Annotated in this window: 16 protein-coding genes; 4 read left to right on the plus strand and 12 right to left on the minus strand. The window is 69.2% G+C overall.

Annotated features, from left to right (window positions below; all coding sequences use genetic code 11):
* Nucleotides 1-66 precede the first annotated feature (66 nt).
* Both ACTJLF_RS11570 and ACTJLF_RS11575 read left to right on the plus strand, forming a co-directional pair.
* Nucleotides 67-918, plus strand: coding sequence for a carbohydrate ABC transporter permease (locus tag ACTJLF_RS11570; protein ID WP_019654891.1), 852 nt, complete (start codon nt 67-69; stop codon nt 916-918).
* Between the two features lie 136 nt (nt 919-1,054).
* Nucleotides 1,055-2,125, plus strand: a complete 1,071-nt coding sequence (locus tag ACTJLF_RS11575; RefSeq protein WP_019654892.1) for an ABC transporter ATP-binding protein — start codon at nt 1,055-1,057, stop codon at nt 2,123-2,125.
* A gap of 25 nt (nt 2,126-2,150) precedes the next feature.
* On the opposite strand, the gene ACTJLF_RS11580 is transcribed toward ACTJLF_RS11575, so the two are convergent.
* Both ACTJLF_RS11580 and ACTJLF_RS11585 read right to left on the minus strand, forming a co-directional pair.
* Nucleotides 2,151-3,191, minus strand: a complete 1,041-nt coding sequence (locus ACTJLF_RS11580) for an endonuclease/exonuclease/phosphatase family protein (RefSeq protein WP_354407415.1) — start codon at nt 3,189-3,191, stop codon at nt 2,151-2,153.
* 341 nt (nt 3,192-3,532) lie between these two features.
* Nucleotides 3,533-5,335, minus strand: coding sequence for a DEAD/DEAH box helicase (locus ACTJLF_RS11585; protein ID WP_440883104.1), 1,803 nt, complete (start codon nt 5,333-5,335; stop codon nt 3,533-3,535).
* 299 nt (nt 5,336-5,634) lie between these two features.
* Here ACTJLF_RS11585 and ettA point away from each other — a divergent pair, with 299 nt between their 5' ends.
* The gene (ettA, locus tag ACTJLF_RS11590; RefSeq protein WP_019654898.1) at nt 5,635-7,296 is read left to right on the plus strand and encodes an energy-dependent translational throttle protein EttA; all 1,662 of its coding nucleotides are present in this window, start codon (nt 5,635-5,637) and stop codon (nt 7,294-7,296) included.
* Between the two features lie 108 nt (nt 7,297-7,404).
* On the opposite strand, the gene ACTJLF_RS11595 is transcribed toward ettA, so the two are convergent.
* Genes ACTJLF_RS11595 through ACTJLF_RS11615 form a run of 5 tightly spaced genes read right to left on the minus strand, consistent with a single transcriptional unit; the run spans nt 7,405 to nt 12,562 of the window.
* Nucleotides 7,405-7,869 (minus strand): carboxymuconolactone decarboxylase family protein, encoded by a 465-nt coding sequence (locus ACTJLF_RS11595; protein ID WP_145760685.1) that lies wholly within the window; start codon nt 7,867-7,869, stop codon nt 7,405-7,407.
* Nucleotides 7,787-8,284 carry a MerR family transcriptional regulator gene (locus ACTJLF_RS11600; RefSeq protein ID WP_145760684.1) on the minus strand — a complete coding sequence of 166 codons (498 nt, stop codon included), beginning with the start codon at nt 8,282-8,284 and terminating at the stop codon, nt 7,787-7,789. Before ACTJLF_RS11600 ends, ACTJLF_RS11595 begins: the two co-directional genes overlap by 83 nt.
* A gap of 51 nt (nt 8,285-8,335) precedes the next feature.
* A complete protein-coding gene (pabB, locus tag ACTJLF_RS11605) occupies nt 8,336-10,126 on the minus strand; it encodes an aminodeoxychorismate synthase component I (protein ID WP_440883105.1) in 1,791 nt (596 codons plus the stop codon).
* Complete coding sequence (locus ACTJLF_RS11610) at nt 10,116-11,513, minus strand: TAXI family TRAP transporter solute-binding subunit (RefSeq protein WP_019654902.1); 1,398 nt, start codon at nt 11,511-11,513, stop codon at nt 10,116-10,118. The genes pabB and ACTJLF_RS11610 overlap by 11 nt, the downstream gene beginning before the upstream one ends.
* Before the next feature lie 17 nt (nt 11,514-11,530).
* A complete protein-coding gene (locus tag ACTJLF_RS11615; protein ID WP_019654903.1) occupies nt 11,531-12,562 on the minus strand; it encodes a P1 family peptidase in 1,032 nt (343 codons plus the stop codon).
* A gap of 41 nt (nt 12,563-12,603) precedes the next feature.
* Between ACTJLF_RS11615 and ACTJLF_RS11620 the strand changes: the two genes are divergently transcribed.
* A complete protein-coding gene (locus ACTJLF_RS11620; RefSeq protein ID WP_440883106.1) occupies nt 12,604-13,905 on the plus strand; it encodes an NAD(P)/FAD-dependent oxidoreductase in 1,302 nt (433 codons plus the stop codon).
* A gap of 2 nt (nt 13,906-13,907) precedes the next feature.
* Here ACTJLF_RS11620 and ACTJLF_RS11625 read toward each other — a convergent pair whose 3' ends face one another.
* The 5 genes from ACTJLF_RS11625 to ACTJLF_RS11645 all read right to left on the minus strand — a co-directional run.
* Entirely contained in the window at nt 13,908-14,198 is a 291-nt protein-coding gene (locus ACTJLF_RS11625; RefSeq protein ID WP_020723084.1) for a copper-binding protein, read from the minus strand.
* Nucleotides 14,199-14,233: 35 nt separating this feature from the next.
* Nucleotides 14,234-14,689 (minus strand): DUF411 domain-containing protein, encoded by a 456-nt coding sequence (locus tag ACTJLF_RS11630; protein WP_440883107.1) that lies wholly within the window; start codon nt 14,687-14,689, stop codon nt 14,234-14,236.
* Nucleotides 14,690-14,700: 11 nt separating this feature from the next.
* The gene (locus ACTJLF_RS11635; RefSeq protein ID WP_132755431.1) at nt 14,701-15,222 is read right to left on the minus strand and encodes a cupredoxin domain-containing protein; all 522 of its coding nucleotides are present in this window, start codon (nt 15,220-15,222) and stop codon (nt 14,701-14,703) included.
* A 31-nt stretch (nt 15,223-15,253) separates the two neighbouring features.
* Nucleotides 15,254-16,642 carry a multicopper oxidase family protein gene (locus ACTJLF_RS11640; protein ID WP_440883108.1) on the minus strand — a complete coding sequence of 463 codons (1,389 nt, stop codon included), beginning with the start codon at nt 16,640-16,642 and terminating at the stop codon, nt 15,254-15,256.
* 1 nt (nt 16,643) lies between these two features.
* Nucleotides 16,644-17,385, minus strand: a 742-nt coding sequence (locus ACTJLF_RS11645; protein WP_440883109.1) for a TolC family protein, incomplete at its 5' end; no start/stop codon positions are given.

Genomic DNA, 17,385 nt, shown 5'->3' on the forward strand with positions numbered 1-17,385 from the left:
CTTCGTGTATTCACTGCCCCCCGAGGGGGCTCCCGCCCTCCTGGAGGCGGCTCGTCGGAGGGCGATATGAAGCGCTGGACCCCGAAAGCCGTGCTCACCGAGGCCCGGCTGCTGCTCATCGGCATCCCCGTGCTGCTGTGGACGCTGATCCCGGTCTACCACATGGTGCTGTTCGCGATCTCGTCGAAGGACTCCGCGACCTCGGGCCACCTGTGGCCCAAGAACCCGACGCTGGACAACTTCCGCATCGTGTTCCACCAGAAGCACTTCTACCTCGACCACTTCTGGCTGCAGCTTTGGAACTCGCTGCTGATCGCGCTGTCGGTGGGCGTGCTCACGCTGTTCGTGGCGACCACCGCCGCCTTCGCCATCAGCCGCCTGCGCGTGCGCGGCGGGCGCACGGTGATGAACATGGCGCTGTTCACCTACTTCATCCCGGCGGCCTTCCTCGCGGTGCCCATGTACAAGACCATGGGCAACTACGGCCTGCTCAACAGCCAGTGGGCGCTGATCCTGGCGATGGTGACCATCGCCTCGCCGTACTGCATCTGGGTGCTGAAGCAGGCCTCAGACAAGCTGCCCTACGAGCTCGACGAAGCCGCGCGCATGGACGGCGCCTCGCCGCTGCAGCTGTTCCGCCTCGTGTACCTGCCGCTGATGGTGCCGTCGCTGGTGGCCGTGGGCACGTATTCGCTGCTGCTGGCCTGGAACGAGTACCTCTATGCCTTCCTGCTGCTGTCGAACGACAAGAGCGTGACGCTGGCGGTGGCGCTGGGCAACTTCCTGTCGGCCGACGATTCGCCGTGGGAGCTGCTGATGGCCACGGGCCTGATCTATGCGCTGCCGCCCGCGGCCATCTACTACGCCTTCAAACGCTACATGGTCGGCGGCATCACCGCCGGAGCGGTAAAGAGCTGACCCCCCAGGCTTCGCGCACTTCGTGTCGCTTCGCCAACGCCCTTTCGGGGGGCGGCACCTGCGGCCCGGCAATGCCGGTTCCGCGGTGTTCCGCGAAGCACCCCAGGTGCAAAGACACACTGAAGAGAGAGATCCCATGGCATCCGTATCCTTTCGCAATATCCAGAAATCCTTCGGCAAGGTCCAGATCATCAAGGGGCTGGGCTTCGACATCACCGACGGTGAGTTCGTGGTGCTGGTCGGCCCGTCGGGCTGCGGCAAGTCGACGCTGCTGCGCATGCTCGCGGGCCTGGAGGACATCAGCGGCGGCGAGATCGTGATCGACGGGCGCGTGGTCAACGACCTCGAGTCGAAGGACCGCGACATCGCCATGGTGTTCCAGAGCTATGCGCTCTATCCGCATATGACGGTGGGCGAGAACATGGGCTTCAGCCTGCGCCTGCGCAATGCCGAGAAGTCGGTGACCGACGAGCGCGTGGCCAAGGCCGCGAAGATCCTCAACCTCGATGCGCTGCTCGGCCGCTATCCGCGCGAACTCTCCGGCGGCCAGCGCCAGCGCGTGGCCATGGGCCGCGCCATCGTGCGCGACCCGAAGGTTTTCCTCTTCGACGAGCCCCTGTCGAACCTCGATGCCAAGCTGCGCGTGGCGATGCGCGCCGAGATCAAGGCGCTGCACCAGCGGCTGAAGACCACCACCGTCTACGTGACGCACGACCAGATCGAGGCCATGACCATGGCCGACCGCATCGTCGTGATGCACGACGGCATCGTCGAGCAGATAGGCACGCCGCTGGAGCTCTACGACCGGCCCGACAACCTGTTCGTCGCGCAGTTCATCGGCTCGCCGTCGATGAACGTCATCGAGGGCACGGTGCGGCGCTCGGGCGGCGAATGCTGGGTCGAGGCGCAGGGTGCGCGCTGGCCGGTGCCGGCCGCCACGGCAGTTCCCGACGGCCAGCCGGTGCACTACGGCGTCCGCCCCGGCGACATGACGCTGGGCGGCGGCTCCCACGGCGTGGAGGCCAGGGTCGTCGTGGTGGAGCCCACCGGGGCCGAGACCGAACTGCTGGTGCAGGTCGGCGAGGCGAAGCTGGTGCTCGCGGTGCACGGCCGTGTCGATGCCGGGCCCGACGACATCGTGCGGTTGGCCATCGAATCGGAGAACGTCCACCTGTTCGACCGGCAGACCGGCCGCCGCATGGGCTGAAGAAGCGGCTTGCCGCGAAGGAAGATCAGGCCGTGCGCAGCCGAAGCAGGGCGCGCACGAAGCCGTGGTCCGAGCGCGAGCGGTCGCGACCTTCGTGCAGGTGGTCGTTGAAGTAGTCGACGCGCCGCACGTCGCCCAGGCTGTGCCGGCTGGTGGCGACGAACTCCTCGCTCACGAGGATCTGGTCGAGCACCTCCGGGTAGCCCTGGTGGATGTGCGAGTAGGCCACGTCCTTCTTCAGCGCCGCCTCGCCCTGCATCTCGTAGGCGTTGAAGAGCGCCACGTCGCGCGCGGCCTTGTCGTAGGCCACCTCCGAGGTGGCCGCCACGAGCTGCGTGGTGACGCTGTGCGGGTTGTCGTTGAAGTCGCCCATCACCACGAGCGGCACGTTCGTGCCCTGCAGCAGGTCGATCACGATGCAGCGCAGGGCCGCGGCCTCGGCGCCGCGCATCAGCAGCGAACGCAGCGAGGCCATCACGCCCACCTTGCGGTCGTCGCGGTCCTCGAGAGCATTGCCTTGCGCATCCTGCAGGAACTTGGGGCGCTTGGACTTCAGGTGCACCGTGAGCACGTGCACCTGCTGGCCATGCTTCATGCGCACCGTGGCGAGCAGGGGAGGCCGCTCGAAGCGCGTGTGCGGACCGAGCCCCGGCACATCGACACCGAAGCCCGGTGGAAAGTCGACGAAGGAGCGGATCGCATCCACCTTCAGCCGCGTCGCGATGCCGACCCGCGGCGTGCCCTGTGCGCCCGGCCGCGCGGGCGTGCCCGCGGGGCTTCCGGGCGGCGGCGAGTTCTCTGCGCCGGGCACCGAGACGAAGTCGTAGCGCAGCCCGCTGCGCGCGATGCAGGCCTTGAGTGCCGATTCGTCCCACACCTCCTGCACGGCCAGCACGTCGGCATTGAGCGCATGGAAGCGCTCGCCGGTCCACTCGATCTTCCGCTCGTACTCGCGCTCGGTGTAGGCGTCCTGGTTCTCGTAGTACACGCGGTTGGGCGCCGCGAGGTTGAGGAGGTTGCAGGTGGCTACGAAGAGGGTGGCGTAGTTGGGCGGGATGTATTGCATGGGGTGACGATTGTGTCCCGGGTTACGATTCCCGGCCAAGGTGCACCCGCCATGTCATTCGAGGCCGAGGCCGGCGGCACAAACAACAATGAAACGAGGGAGCCGCCCCGGGGCGGAATGTATGAAGTTGATCCATATCACCGCGTGCGCCGTGGCGGCGTTGCTCGGTTGCCGCGAGCTATGACGCGGCGGTAGTCGCGCTTGCAACCCGCATCGCCAGGAACATCCGGGCACAGACGGCACCACCCCCCTGAGGGCGGTTCCTGCCCGAGGGCAAAAAAGAAAGGGCACCGAGGTGCCCTTTTCAATTTTCAAGCAGGCGTGCTGCTCGCGGCGCCTTCTCAGCGGCCGAACGAACGGCCGCCGCCGCCGCCACCGGAGCGATTGCCGCCGCCGCCGTAGCCACCGCCGCCGCCCGAACGGCCGCCGCCGCCCGAACGGTTGCCGCCGCCCGAACGGTTGCCGCCGCCGTAGCCGCCGCCACCCGAACGGCCGCCGCGTCCGCGGCCGCCCATGTGGTCGACGCTGGTGCGCAGCGGATCGGGCTGGCCGGCGCCGCCGCTGATCGCTTCGGCGCGCAGGTGCGCAACCTGGTTGGCCTGCGTGGGGCTGTGGCTGTTGCCGTGGTGGCGCGGCTGGCGCTCCTCGTGCGGCGCGTGATGGTGATGCTGCGGGGCGCGTGCCGGTCCCTGCGGGCTGCGGGGCTGCTGCTGCGGGCGTGCGCCCTGGCCGCGCGGGCCCTGGCCTTGTCCTTGGCCCTGGCTTCCGCCATTGGCATTGCGGCCCTGGCCGTTGCCGCCACCCTGGCCGCCGCCACGACGCTGGCCGCCGCCATTGCCGTTGCTGCCGCCCTGGCTGGCCTTGTTCTCGCGGATGCGCTGGAGCATCTCGGTGCGCGCGGCCTTGGCGGCCGCCTGCATGACTTCGCGGCTCGGCGGACGGCCGGCGCCGCCCCAGATGGTCTGGCGGCCCATGGCGATGGGCTCGGCGCGCTCGCCTTCCTCGGGGCCGAAACCCTCGATGACCTGCACGGGGATCGTCTGCTTGGTGAAGCGCTCGATCTCCTGCATGAAGCCTTCCTCGTCCAGGCACACGAAGCTCACGGCCTCGCCGCTGGAGCCGGCGCGGCCCGTGCGGCCGATGCGGTGCACGTAGTCTTCGCTGACGTTGGGGATCTCGTAGTTCACGACGTGCGGCAGCTCGTCGATGTCGATGCCGCGGGCGGCGATGTCGGTGGCCACCAGCGCGCGCAGTTCACCGCTCTTGAAGCCGGCCAGCGCCTGGGTGCGGGCGCTCTGGCTCTTGTTGCCGTGCAGCGCCATCGCCTCGATGCCGTTCTTGGTGAGGAATTCGGCCACGCTGTTGGCGCCGAACTTGGTGCGCGTGAAGACCAGCACCTGGCTCCACTTGTTCTCGTTGATGATGTGCGCGAGCAGCGCCTTCTTCTTGCCGCGGCCCACGGGGTGGATCACCTGGGTGATGCGCTGCACCGTGGTGTTGCGCGGCGTGACCTGGATGCTCTGCGGGTTGCGCAGCAGGGTGGCGGCCAGGTCGCGGATCTCGTCGCTGAAGGTGGCCGAGAACAGCAGGCTCTGCTTTTCCTTGGGCACCAGCGCCAGGACCTTCTTCACGTCGTGGATGAAGCCCATGTCGAGCATGCGGTCGGCTTCGTCGAGGATCAGCATCTGGACCTGGCCGAGGTCGAGCATGCCCTGCTGCTGCAGGTCGAGCAGGCGGCCGGGGGTGGCCACTAGGATGTCGACGCCCTTCTTGAGCTTGCTGATCTGCGGGTTCATGCCGACGCCGCCGAAGATCACGGTCGAGTCGAGCTGCAGGTACTTGCCGTAGGTGCGCACCGACTCTTCGACCTGCGCGGCGAGTTCGCGGGTGGGGGTCAGCACGAGGGCACGGATGCCGGTGCCGCCAAACTTGTTGGTGGCGCTGCGGCTCATGGTGAGCTTGTGCAGCATCGGCAGCGTGAAGGCGGCGGTCTTGCCGGTGCCGGTCTGGGCGCCGCCGAGCAGGTCATGGCCCTCGAGCACCGCAGGGATGGCTTGCGCCTGGATGGGGGTGGGGGTGTCGTAACCGTGCTCGTGCACAGCCTTCAAGATGGCGGGAGCCAGCTTCAGTTCGTCAAAAGTCATTGAAAACAATAAGCGCCATACACGGCGCAGTGGCATCGGCCCGCTTGGCGTCTTGTTGACGCCGAGCCAGTCAAGGCAGATGAGGGTCAGGGGTGGGAGCCGGAAAGTCCGCCCTCGCAAAAGGGTGAAATGGGCCTTTCTTCGTCCCCGGCAGAGAGCCGGTGTCGCGGGCAACTGGACCCGGCAACGGAGCCTATTGTCGCATGAGTCGATAATCGGTGGTTTGCCGCGCCCGAATGCCTCCATTCCGGCGGCCGCGCGTTCCCTCGAATCCCGCTACCCAAGGTAACCAACCACACATGGCTCAATACGTCTATTCGATGAACCGTGTCAGCAAGACCGTGCCGCCCAAGCGGCAGATCTTGAAAGACATTTCGCTGTCCTTCTTCCCCGGCGCCAAGATCGGCGTGCTCGGCCTGAACGGCTCGGGCAAGTCCACGCTGCTCAAGATCATGGCGGGCGTCGACAAGGAAATCGAGGGCGAGGCGCTGCCCATGCCCGGCCTGACCATCGGCTACCTGGAGCAGGAGCCCAAGCTCAACCCCGAGCACACGGTGCGCGAATCCGTCGAGGAGTCGATGGGCGCCGTCAATGCGGCCAAGAAGCGCCTCGAAGAGGTCTACGAGCTGTATGCCGCCGAAGACGCCGACTTCGACGCGCTCGCAGCCGAACAGGCCGAGCTCGAAGCCATCATCGCCACCGCCGGCACCGATTCGGAGCACCAGCTCGAGATCGCCGCCGACGCCCTGCGCCTGCCGGCCTGGGACGCCAAGATCGGCGTGCTCTCGGGCGGCGAGAAGCGCCGCGTGGCCCTGTGCCGCCTGCTGCTGAGCAAGCCCGACATGCTGCTGCTCGACGAACCGACCAACCACCTGGACGCCGAATCGGTCGAATGGCTCGAAGTGTTCCTGCAGCGCTTCCCGGGCACCGTGGTGGCCATCACCCACGATCGCTACTTCCTCGACAACGCCGCCGAGTGGATCCTCGAACTGGACCGCGGCCGCGGCATTCCATGGAAGGGCAACTACAGCACCTGGCTCGAGCAGAAGGGCGAGCGCCTGGCGCAGGAGCAGAAGAGCGAGGAAGCCCACGCCAAGGCCCTGAAGAAGGAACTCGAGTGGTCGCGCCAGAACCCGAAGGCGCGCCAGGCCAAGAGCAAGTCGCGCCTGGCCCGCTTCGAGGAGCTGAGCGACGTCGAATACCAGAAGCGCAACGAAACGCAGGAAATCTTCATTCCTGTGGCCGAGCGCCTGGGCAGCCAGGTCTTCGAGTTCAAGAACGTCAGCAAGTCCTTCGGCGACCGCCTGCTGATCGACAACCTGAGCTTCAACGTGCCCGCCGGCGCCATCGTCGGCATCATCGGCCCGAACGGCGCCGGCAAGTCGACGCTGTTCAAGCTGCTCGCGGGCAAGGAGAAGCCGGATTCGGGCGAGGTCGTCATCGGCCAGACCGTGAAGATGGCCTTCGTCGACCAGGCGCGCGACGCGCTGGCCGACCAGAAGACCGTGTGGGAAGACATCTCGGGCGGCCTGGACATCATCAACGTCGGCAAGTTCCAGATGGCCAGCCGCGCCTACGCGGGCCGCTTCAACTTCAACGGAGCCGACCAGCAGAAGAAGGTCGGCACGCTGTCGGGCGGTGAACGCGGCCGCCTGCACCTGGCCAAGACGCTGATCGCCGGCGGCAACGTGCTGCTGCTGGACGAACCGTCGAACGACCTGGACGTGGAAACCCTGCGCGCGCTGGAAGACGCGCTGCTCGAGTTCGCCGGCACGGTCATGGTGATCAGCCATGACCGCTGGTTCCTCGACCGCATCGCCACGCACATCCTCGCGGCCGAAGGCGACAGCCAGTGGACTTTCTTCGACGGCAACTACCAGGAGTACGAGGCCGACAAGAAGAAGCGCCTGGGCGAGGAAGGTGCCAAGCCCAAGCGCATGCGCTACAAGGCGTTGAAGTAGGGCTCGCCCCCAGGCTGCGCGACACTTCGTGTCGCTGCGCCAACCTCCTGCCGGGGGCAACACCGGAGGCCCGGCAAAGCCGGTTCCTCGGTGTTCCTGGAAGGGGCCTCAGGTCATCTCGGCAAGAGCGTGCGGTTCCGCAAGGGGCCGCGCGCTTTTTTCATCGTCCGCCGCGAACACGTCGCGCGCCGCGAAGAGGCCGTTGAGCGCGGCCGGGAAGCCCGCGTAGACCGCCATCTGCATCATGACCTCGACCACCTCGTCGCGCGTCACGCCCACGTTCAGCGCGGCCTGGATGTGCACCTTCAGCTGCGGCGTGGCATTGCCCATGGCGGCGAGCGCGGCCACCGTCGCGATCTCGCGGGAGCGCAGGTCGAGGCCGGGGCGCGAGTAGATGTCGCCGAACGGGAACTCGATCACCAGTCGGCCGAAGTCCGGCGCGATGCCGGCCAGGCTCTCGACCACCTTGACGCCGCCTTCGCCGTCGATCTCATGAAGCTTGGCCAGGCCACGCGCGTAGCGCTGGCTGTCGCCCTGAACCTGGTCTTGCCGTTGTTGTTGTGTGTTCGTCATCGCTCGTCTTTCCTTTCCGGGCCTTGCCCGACAGAGGAGGACGCTCGTTCGTCTTCTCGACCTTGCGGTAGTGGTCGATCTTGAGCGACAGCGCCTGCATGGATTGCTGCAGCGCCGCCACTTTGGCCTGAACCTCGGCGAGATGCCGCTCGAGCATCTCGCGTCGTTCGCCGACGCTGGCGTCCCCCTGGCTTCGAAGCCTGACGAAGGCCTGCATGCCCTGGATGGACATGCCGGTCTCGCGCAGGCGCAACAGGAAATCCAGCAGGTCCATGTCGGCGCTCGCATAGCGCCGCTGGCCGCCCGGCGCACGGGACACCGCGGCGATCAGTCCGATGCGTTCGTAGTACCGCAGCGTGTGGGCCGTGAGGCCGGTACGTTCTGCGACTTCCGCGATGGTCAGGCTGGTTTCCATGGCATCGATTCTCGAAATTAGAGCGCGCTCTAAGTCAAGCGCCTTGTCGAACTATTTTTGAACGCCGTCCAGGTCGGCGTCCAGCCAGCCGCGCAGGCTGTTCACGAAGGCCAGGGCCTGCACGCGGGGCAGATCCTCCACCCGCACGACCGCTTCGGCAAGCTGGCCGTCGCGCACGCGGTTGGCCCGGCCGATGCCGTTCAGCAATCCGCAGTGCAAGGGCGGCGTGACCCAGCGGCCATCGAGCAGCAGGGCGATGTTGCCGCGCGTGCATTCGGTGATTTCGCCATCGCGGTTCCACAGCAGCGTGTCGAACACGCCGGGCTGCGTGGGCGCAAAGGCTTCGTAGTGGGCGCGGCGGGTGGTCTTGAAGCGGGTGAATTCGCCATGGGCGTCGTCGAACGGACGCGTGGCGAGCTGCAGGCGCACGCGCGCGGGCGGCGCCTCCATCGCGAAGGCTTCGGCGCGCGGCATGCCCTGCGCATCGAGCAGCAGGCGCACGCGCCAGGTGCCGGCGCTGTGCCGGGCCTTCAGGTCGTCGAGGCAGGAGGCGACCGACGCATGGTTCCACGGTCGCCCGAAGTGCGCTGCGGCGGCAGCCATGCGCGCCAGATGCGCCGGCGCGTCGCGCAGCTCGCCGTCCGCCAGCGCGAGGGTCTCGAGCAGGTCGAACGATGGCGTCGCGGCCCTGCCTGCCCGGTCCAGGAAGGCGCGCTTGTGTCGCCATTCCTCCCACTCGGCGTCGGCCCGCGCATCGGCGGTGATGCCGCTTCCGATGCCGCAGCGGGCCTTGCCGCCGCGCAGTGTCACGGTGCGTATCGGCACGTTGAAGGTCGCGTGCCCGCCGGGCCGCACGACGCCCACCGCGCCGCAGTAGACGTCCCGCGGCCCGCGCTCCAGATCGCAGATCATGCGCATCGCGCTCACCTTGGGCGCACCGGTGATCGAGCCGCACGGGAACAGCGCCGCGAACACGTCCGCCAGCGTGGTGCCTTCGCGCACCCGGGCTTCGACGTCCGAGGTCATCTGCCACACCGTCGGCAGGGCCTCGGTGTGGAAGAGGCGCGGCACCTGCACCGAGAAGGGCCGGGCGATGCGCGAGAGGTCGTTGCGGATCAGGTCCACGATCATCACGTTCTCGGCCCGCTCCTTCGGCACCGTGCGCAGCCGCCGCGCGAGCGCCTCGTCCTCCGCCGGCGTGGCGCCGCGCGGGGCGGTGCCCTTCATGGGCCGCGTCAGGATGCGGTCGTCCTGCCAGTCGAAGAAGAGCTCGGGCGACACCGACAGCACCTGTTCCTCGCCGGTGTCGATGAAGGCGGTGTAGCCGTCGGGCTGGGCCTGCCGCAGCGCCATGAACAGGGCTTGCGCGTCGCCGTGGAAGCGGGCGTGCAGTGCGGCGGTGTAGTTGAGCTGGTAGAGCTTTCCGTGCGCGATCGCGCGATGGATGGCCTGCATGCGGACATCGAAGTCGGCGCGCGAGAGATCGAGTTCCCAGCCGATCGGCGCAAGGGCAGCGTCGCCCGTGGCGTCGGGCCACGGCAGGGCTTCGTCGTGCACTCCGAACCATGCCAGCGGCCCGTCCGCCGCGTGCACGGCGAATGCGCGGTCGAAGGCCGCCGCCGCCTCGTAGCGCAGATAGCCCACGCACCAGTGCCCCTCGCGCGCCAGTGCCTCGACGGCGTCGAGCACGGGCCGCACCTCGGCCGCGGTGCGCGCCGCCAGCACGCGCGACGGCGCACCGAAGCACAGGCGCAGCCGGCCAGCCTCGCCGTGCGGCTGTGCGAAGTCGATCAGCGTGCGCGAGGTCGCGGGCCGGGTTTTGCGGGCGTCGTCAGACGGCATCGTTCGCCGCTGCCGTGGCCGGGTCGGCCACGTCCGCCTGCGGCGCCTTGGCCAGCACCCGCTTGCGCACCGCATAGATGTTGTTGCGCAGCGCGTAGAGCTCGTCGGCATACGACAGCGGCACCGCCACCTTGTTGACCACGCGGTCGAGCTGGTCGAGCTCCTCGAGCAGCGACTTGCGCTCGTCCTCCTTCGCCAGCGCCCGGGTGTCGACCTTCGCCTCGATGTCGCGCAGCCGCGCATACCAGCGGAACACGCGCCGGCGCACGCGGAACTGGTAAAGCGGCGGCACCACGCGGCTCAGCGGCAGCATCAGCACCAGCAGGCCGCCGAGCACCAGCCACATGCGTTCGACGAGGTTGCTGGCCCAGAAGGGCAGGTAGCGCTGCCATGCCGGCGGCGTGCCGTTGATGGCGCGGTCGCCTTCGGGGCTCACTGGCAGTTCGCTGGTGCGGGTGTTGGGGAAGTCGCGCGCGCGGTTGAACCAGCCGGCGCCGCTGTGCACCGTCTGCGCGGCCTGCGCGAAGAGCTGGCGCAGCGCCGGGTGGGTTTCGTCGCGCGACAGCAGCGAGGTGGTGGCCGCGAGCAGCGACACGTCGTGCGGCGGCGCGTCCTTCGACAGGTCGATCATCCCGCGCGACAGCGTCACGGCCGAGAGGAAGGGAAAGCGCCGCGAGTAGGCGTCGGCCTGCCCGAAGTCCATGAGCTTGATCGAATCGGAGCGCAGCAGCCGCTGCACCTGGGGCGACTGCGGCGCGGAAGACAGCACGATGGCGTCAAGGAGGCCGGCCTCCAGCGCCTCGGCGGCCGAGGCCTGCTCCAGGTTCGACAGCAGCAGGTCGTCGGGACCGAGCCTGTTGGCCTTGAGCATGCGCTCCATGATGTCGGGCAGCCCGCTGCCGGGCAGGTCGACGTTCACGCGCAGGCCGCGCAGCTGGGTGAGCGAGGTCAGCGTGGCGGTCTTGCGATCGATCTTCTGGGCGGAGTCGGTCCGGTAGAAGAGCCAGATCGGCTCGTAGAACAGGCTTCCCAGCGAGGTGAGGCCGGCTTCCTCGTCGGCCACCGGGTCGGCACTGCCGCCGCGCACGAAGCCCACGTCGGCGCCGCCGGTGCGCAGCAGCTGCAGGTTCTCGGTCGAGCCCGAGGTGGGCTTGAGCTCGACCTCGATGCCCTCTCGCTTGAGCGCCTCGGCATAGCGCTTGCCGAACTGGGCGTAGGCGCTGCCCGTGGGGCCGGTGGCCAGCGTCACGTGCTTGGGCGGCTGCGGCTGCAGCCACCAGTAGGCCGCGATCAGCAGCCCGATGACGATGAACACGATCGGCCCCGCCGAAGCGATCAGGTCGCGGATCGACAGCAATATCAGCTTCAGTGTCCTTGGGAACGCCATGGTGTTGCCTCCCGTGGTCAGCCGCGCGCCTTGCCCAGGTCCGCGGCGCAGGGAATGTGCAGCTCGCCCACCGTCACCGTGCGCGCGGCCAGCACCGCGCGCAGCGTGGCAATGGCGGCGACTTCGGCGGCCATGGTGCTCAGCACCGTCATGCCGGGCGCGTCGCCTTCCAGCGGCACGCGGCCGGTGGCCAGCGCGAACAGCGTGTCGCCGTCGCTCATGGTGTGCACCGGGTTGATGGAACGCGCCAGCCCATCGTGCGCGACCATGGCAAGCCGGTTGGCCTGCACCTTGGTCAGCACCGCGTCGGTGGCGATCACGCCGATGGTGGTGTTGGTGCCGGCCAGCAGCGGCTTAGGGCTGTCGCCGCGCAGCAGCGCGCGCCGGGTGTCGAGCAGGCGGGTGCCGTCCTCGGTGCGCGCGCCGGCCACGGGCTGGCCGGTGTTCGGGTCGATCACGTCGCCCAGCGGATTCACCGCGATCAGCGCGCCCACGGTGACGCCGCCGACCTTGACCGATGCGGTGCCGACGCCGCCCTTCATCGCGCGATGCACGCCGAAGAGCTTGCCCACCAGCGCGCCGGTGCCGGCGCCCACGTTGCCTTCCGCCGGCGCGGCGGTGCTGGCGGCCTCGCAGGCGGCATAGCCGGCGGCCGCGTCGGGTCGGATGCGCGCGTCGCCCATGGGCAGGTCGAACAGCACGGCGGCCGGCACGATGGGCAGAGTGCCGAAGCGCACGTCCATGCCGATGCCGCGCTCCTCCATCCAGCGCATCGCGCCCTCGGCCGCCGCCAGGCCCCAGGCGCTGCCGCCCGCGAGCATCACCGCGTGGATCTGCTGCACGAGGTTGCCGGGGGAGAGCAGGTCGGTCTCGCGCGTGCCGGGCGCGGCGCCGCGAACGTCCACGCCGGCCACGGCGCCCTCGCGCGCCATGATCACGGTGCAGCCGGTGGGGCGGCGCGTCTCGGTGAAATGGCCGACCTCGATGCCGGCGACGTCGGTGATGGCACCGGCGGAATGGGAGAGAAGAGAGGAAGACGGTGCTGACATGGCGGCCGATTATGAGACCGCGCCCTCTACCATCGCCGTCCATGACGGTTGCAAGAAGTTTCTCTTCCCCGGGCGGTGCGCGCCACGTGGTGGTGATCGGCGCGGGAGCGGTCGGCAGCGCCACCGCCATCGAGGCGCTGCGCGCGGGACTGCGCGTGACGGTGCTGGAGCCCGGACAGCCCGGCGGGCCGCACGCCACCAGCTACGGCAATGCCGGTTGGCTCTCGTCGCACTCGGTCGTGCCCCCCGCGCTGCCGGGCGCATGGCGCAAGGTGCCGGGCTGGCTGGCCGATCCGCTCGGCCCGCTGGCCCTGCGCTGGCGCTACCTGCCGCGCGCCATGCCGTGGCTGCTGCGCTACCTGGCCTCGGGCTGGACCGAGGCGCGCGTGCAGCGCACCGCCGACGCGCTGCGAACGCTGCTGGCCGATGCGCCTGTGCTGCATGCGCGGCTGGCAGCCGAGGCCGGCGTGCCCCAGCTCATCGAGCGGCGCGGGCTGCTGCATGCCTACCGCTCGCGCGCCGAGTTCGACGGCGACGCGCTCGGCTGGCGGGTGCGCCGGCGCACCGGGGTGCAGTGGGAGGAATGGCCGCAGGACGAACTGCGCCGCCGCGAGCCCGACCTCGACGCGCGCTACACGCTCGGCATCTTCGTGCCCGAGGCCGGCCACTGCCGCGATCCGGGCCGCTACGTGGCCGCGCTGGCGCGGCACGCGCTCGGCTCGGGCGGCGAGCGCGTCATGGCTCGGGCGACCGGCTTCCGCATCGAGGGCGGCCGGCTGCGCGCCGTGCTCACCGAGGCGGGCGAGATCTCCTGCGACGCCGCCGCCATCTGCGCCGGTGCGCGTTCGGGCCCGCTGGCGGCGGCGGCCGGCTCGGCGGTGCCGCTGGAGTCGGAGCGCGGCTACCACGTGGTCGTCGAAGACGCGACGGCCGGCCCGCGCACGCCGACCATGGTGGCCGACGGCAAGCTCATCGCGCACTGGATGGACGGTGGCCTTCGCGCCGCCGGACAGGTCGAGATCGCCGGCCTCGACGCCGCGCCCGACTGGCGCCGTGCCGAGATCCTGCACGCGCACCTGCGATCGATGTTTCCCTCGCTCGCACCAGCCGCGCCGGGCTCGGCCTCGGTGAAGCACTGGCTGGGGCATCGCCCGAGCCTGCCCGACGGCCTGCCGTGCATCGGGCCGGCCGCCGCCACGCCCGACGTCGTGCTGGCCTTCGGCCATGGGCACGTCGGCCTGTGCGGCTCGGCGCGCACCGGGCGGCTGGCGGCGCAGCTGCTGGCGCGCACGGCGCCCGAGATTCCACCGGACCCCTTCGACCCGGCGCGATTCGGCCGCTAGGCTCAGTTCGCCGGCGCGATCGACAGCACCGTGAGCGCGCCGTCGACCTTGTCGGCGGTGAACTGCACCTTGTCGCCCGGCTTCACCTTGGACAGCAGCGCGGGGTCGCTCACGCGGAACACCATCGTCATGCCGGTCATCTCGAGGTTGGGAATGTCGCCGTGCTTCAGCGTGATCTTCTTCGCGTCGAGGTCGACCTTGCGTACCTCGCCCTCGACGGCGGGCAGGGCAGCCTGGGCGAAGGCCGCGGCGGCGAGCAGGGCGGTGCAAAGGGCGGTGAACAGTTTCTTCATGATCGGTTTGCTTCCTTGTTTCATCGAGGGGTGAGTCAGCGATAGCTCTGGTAGACGCGCGTGCTGCCGTCGGCCAGCACCAGCAGCACGTCGTAGGGATCGCGCTGGTCGCCGTAGGCGGGGCCGTCCATGCCCGGCGAGCCGACCGGCATGCCGGGCACTGCGAGGCCGACGGCCTTGGGCTTTTCCTTCAGAAGCCGCTGCACCTCACGTGCGGGCACGTGGCCTTCGATGGCGTAGCCGCCGACCAGGCCCGTGTGGCACGAGCCCAGCTTGGCGGGCATGCCCAGCCGGTTGCGCGCGGCCACATTGCCTTCGTCGTGCACGCGGGTGGCGAAGCCGTTCCTGTTGAGGTGCTTCACCCAGTCCTGGCAGCAGCCGCAGTTCGGGTCCTTCCAGATCTCGACCATCGGCGCGGCGACCCGCGCCGTCGTCGTGGCGAAGGGCAGGGCCGCGGAGGCAAGTGCCAGCAGCATGTTTCTTCTTTGCATCATGTTCTCCTTCAGGACTTGCCGCCGGTGGCGGGCAGCACGCGGACGCGGCCGGCCATGCCGAGTTCGTAGTGGTCCTTCACGAGGCAGGCGAAGTCGAAGTCGCCCGCGCGGTTGAAGGTCCAGACCATGCTGCCGGTCTTGCCGGCGGGCACGTGGACCATCCACGGGTCGTCGTGCTCCATGTCCGGAAACTTCTTCATCATGGCCGCGTGGGCCTCGATCTCGGCGGTGGTGCCGAGCACGAGCTCGTGCAGTTCCTTGCCGCGGTTCTTCAGCCGCAGGCGGACGGTGTCGCCCTCGCGCACCTCGATGACCGAGGGCGTGAAGGTCATGTCGTCGGCCATCGCGATGTCGATGGTGCGCTTCACCGCGGCGGCCTTGCCCGCGATGCCCCAGGGCTTCTGCTCCGGGGCGAGTTCGGCTGCGCCTTTCGGCTTGGGCTTGTCGTGGGCCTCGTGAGCGAAAGAGGCACTGGCGAGTGCCGCGAGCATGAGGCCGGCGGCGATGGACTTGAGGTGTGTCTTGTTCATGAGGTGAGCTCCGTGAAGAAAGGAGAAGAGGTCAGTGGTTGTGCGCGTCGTGCCCCGAGGGCTTGCGCACGGTCGCATCGGGCCTGGCCCCGGTTGGCGAGGCGGGCGTTTCCTTGCGGGCTGCCGGCGGCACGTTCGCGTTCGGCACCTCGCGCGCCACGGTGCCCGCCGGGTGCCTGAACCAGCCCGGATCGCGGTAGTCGCCCGGCTTCTGGTCGCGCCGCACCTTCAGCAGCGTGAACATGCCGCCCATCTCGGCCGAGCCGAAGGGGCCGGTGCCGGTCATCATGGGCACGGTGTTGTCGGGAATGGGCATCTCCATCTCGCCCATGTCGGCCATGCCCTTGTCGCCCATCACCATGTAGTCGGGCACGAGCTTCCTGATCTTTTCGGCCACGCCCTTGTGGTCGACGCCGATCATGGTCGGCACGTCATGGCCCATCGGCCCCATCGTGTGGTGCGACTTGTGGCAGTGCAGCGCCCAGTCGCCTTCCTCGTCGGCGATGAACTCCATCTGCCGCATCTGGCCCACCGCCACGTCCACCGACACCTCGGGCCAGCGCGCGGTGCGCGGCACGGGGCCGCCGTCGGTGCCGGTCACCTCGAACTCGTGGCCGTGGATGTGGATCGGGTGGTTGGTCATCGTCAGGTTGCCCACGCGGATGCGCACGCGGTCGCCACGGCGCACGTTGAGCGTGTCGATGCCCGGGAACACGCGGCTGTTGAAGCTCCAGACGTTGAAGTCGGTCATGGTGTTGACCTTGGGCGTGGCGCTGCCGGGCTCCACGTCGAAGCTGCCGAGCAGGAAGCAGAAGTCGCGGTCTGCCTTCTCGATCAGCGGATGGTCGGCCTTGGGGTGCGTGACCCAGAAGCCCATCATCCCCATCGCCATCTGCACCATCTCGTCGGCGTGCGGGTGGTACATGAAGGTGCCGGGCCGGCGCGCGGTGAACTCGTAGACGAAGGTCTTGCCCGGCGGTATGTGCGGCTGGGTGATGCCGCCCACGCCGTCCATGCCGTTGGGCAGCCGCTGGCCGTGCCAGTGCACGGTGGTGTGCTCGGGCAGCCTGTTGGTGACGAAGATGCGTACGCGGTCGCCTTCCACCACCTCGATGGTGGGGCCGGGCGACTGGCCGTTGTAGCCCCACATGTTGACCTTGAAGCCCGGCGCCATCTCGCGCACGACCGGCTCGGCGACGAGGTGGAATTCCTTGACTCCGGCATTCATGCGCCAGGGCAGCGTCCAGCCGTTGAGCGTGACGACGGGGTTGTAGGGCCGGCCGTTGGGCGGTGAAAGCGGCGGCGCGGTGGCGGTGGAGCCCTGCGACACCGGTTCGGGCAGCGCTGCCATCGACACGCGGCTCACGCTCGTGGCGGCGACGGCCGTGGCAGCGCCCGCGAAGAAGTTGCGGCGGTTCATGTCAGTGGCCTCCCGTTGCCGGCGCTTCGGCAGCCGAAGCAGTCTGCAGCGCCGATATGCCGCCGGGCGAACTGCCCGTGAGCGCCAGCTGCAGGTCGGTGTCGGCGATCCAGAAATCGCGCTGCGCCTCGATGCCCGCGTTCACCGCGAGCATGCTGGCGCGCGTCTCGGCCAGCAGTTCCCACACGCTGGCGAGCATGCCGTTGTAGCGAAGGACCATCTCCTCGTTGACCTTCCTGCGCAGCGGCAGCACCTCGTCGCGGTAGCGGCGCGCCAGCGCATAGGCCGTGTTCCAGCCCTGCCAGGCTTCGCGCGCCTCGCTCGCGGCGAGCACGCTCACGTCGCGCACGCGCGCGGCCGACTGCAGGTACAGCGCCTCGGCACGGCCGTTGCGCGACTGGCCCCAGTCGAAGATGGGAATCGGCAGGTCGAGCTCGAAGCCGCGCTGGGTCTTCTTCGTGCGGTCGGCGTCGTTCTCGAAGGTGGTGTTGCGCACCAGGCCCAGCTCCATGGCGTTGACGACGCTGGTGGCGCGGGTGAGGCCCAGCGAGCCGGCCACGGCGGTGTTCTGCGCCTGCGCCGAACGCACGTCGAGCCGGTCGCGCAGGGCCAGCGCCTGCACGTCGCCGAGTTCGGGCGCGGCCTGCGGCAGGGGCGGCAGGCGGTCGGGCAGGGTGTAGCGGGCGGCGTGCTCGCCGCCCCGGCCCACCCGGAGCGTGGGTGGTTTGTGCGAAGACACCACG

Source organism: Variovorax sp. 22077 (assembly GCF_052044195.1).
GTDB classification, from domain to species: domain Bacteria; phylum Pseudomonadota; class Gammaproteobacteria; order Burkholderiales; family Burkholderiaceae_C; genus Variovorax; species Variovorax atrisoli.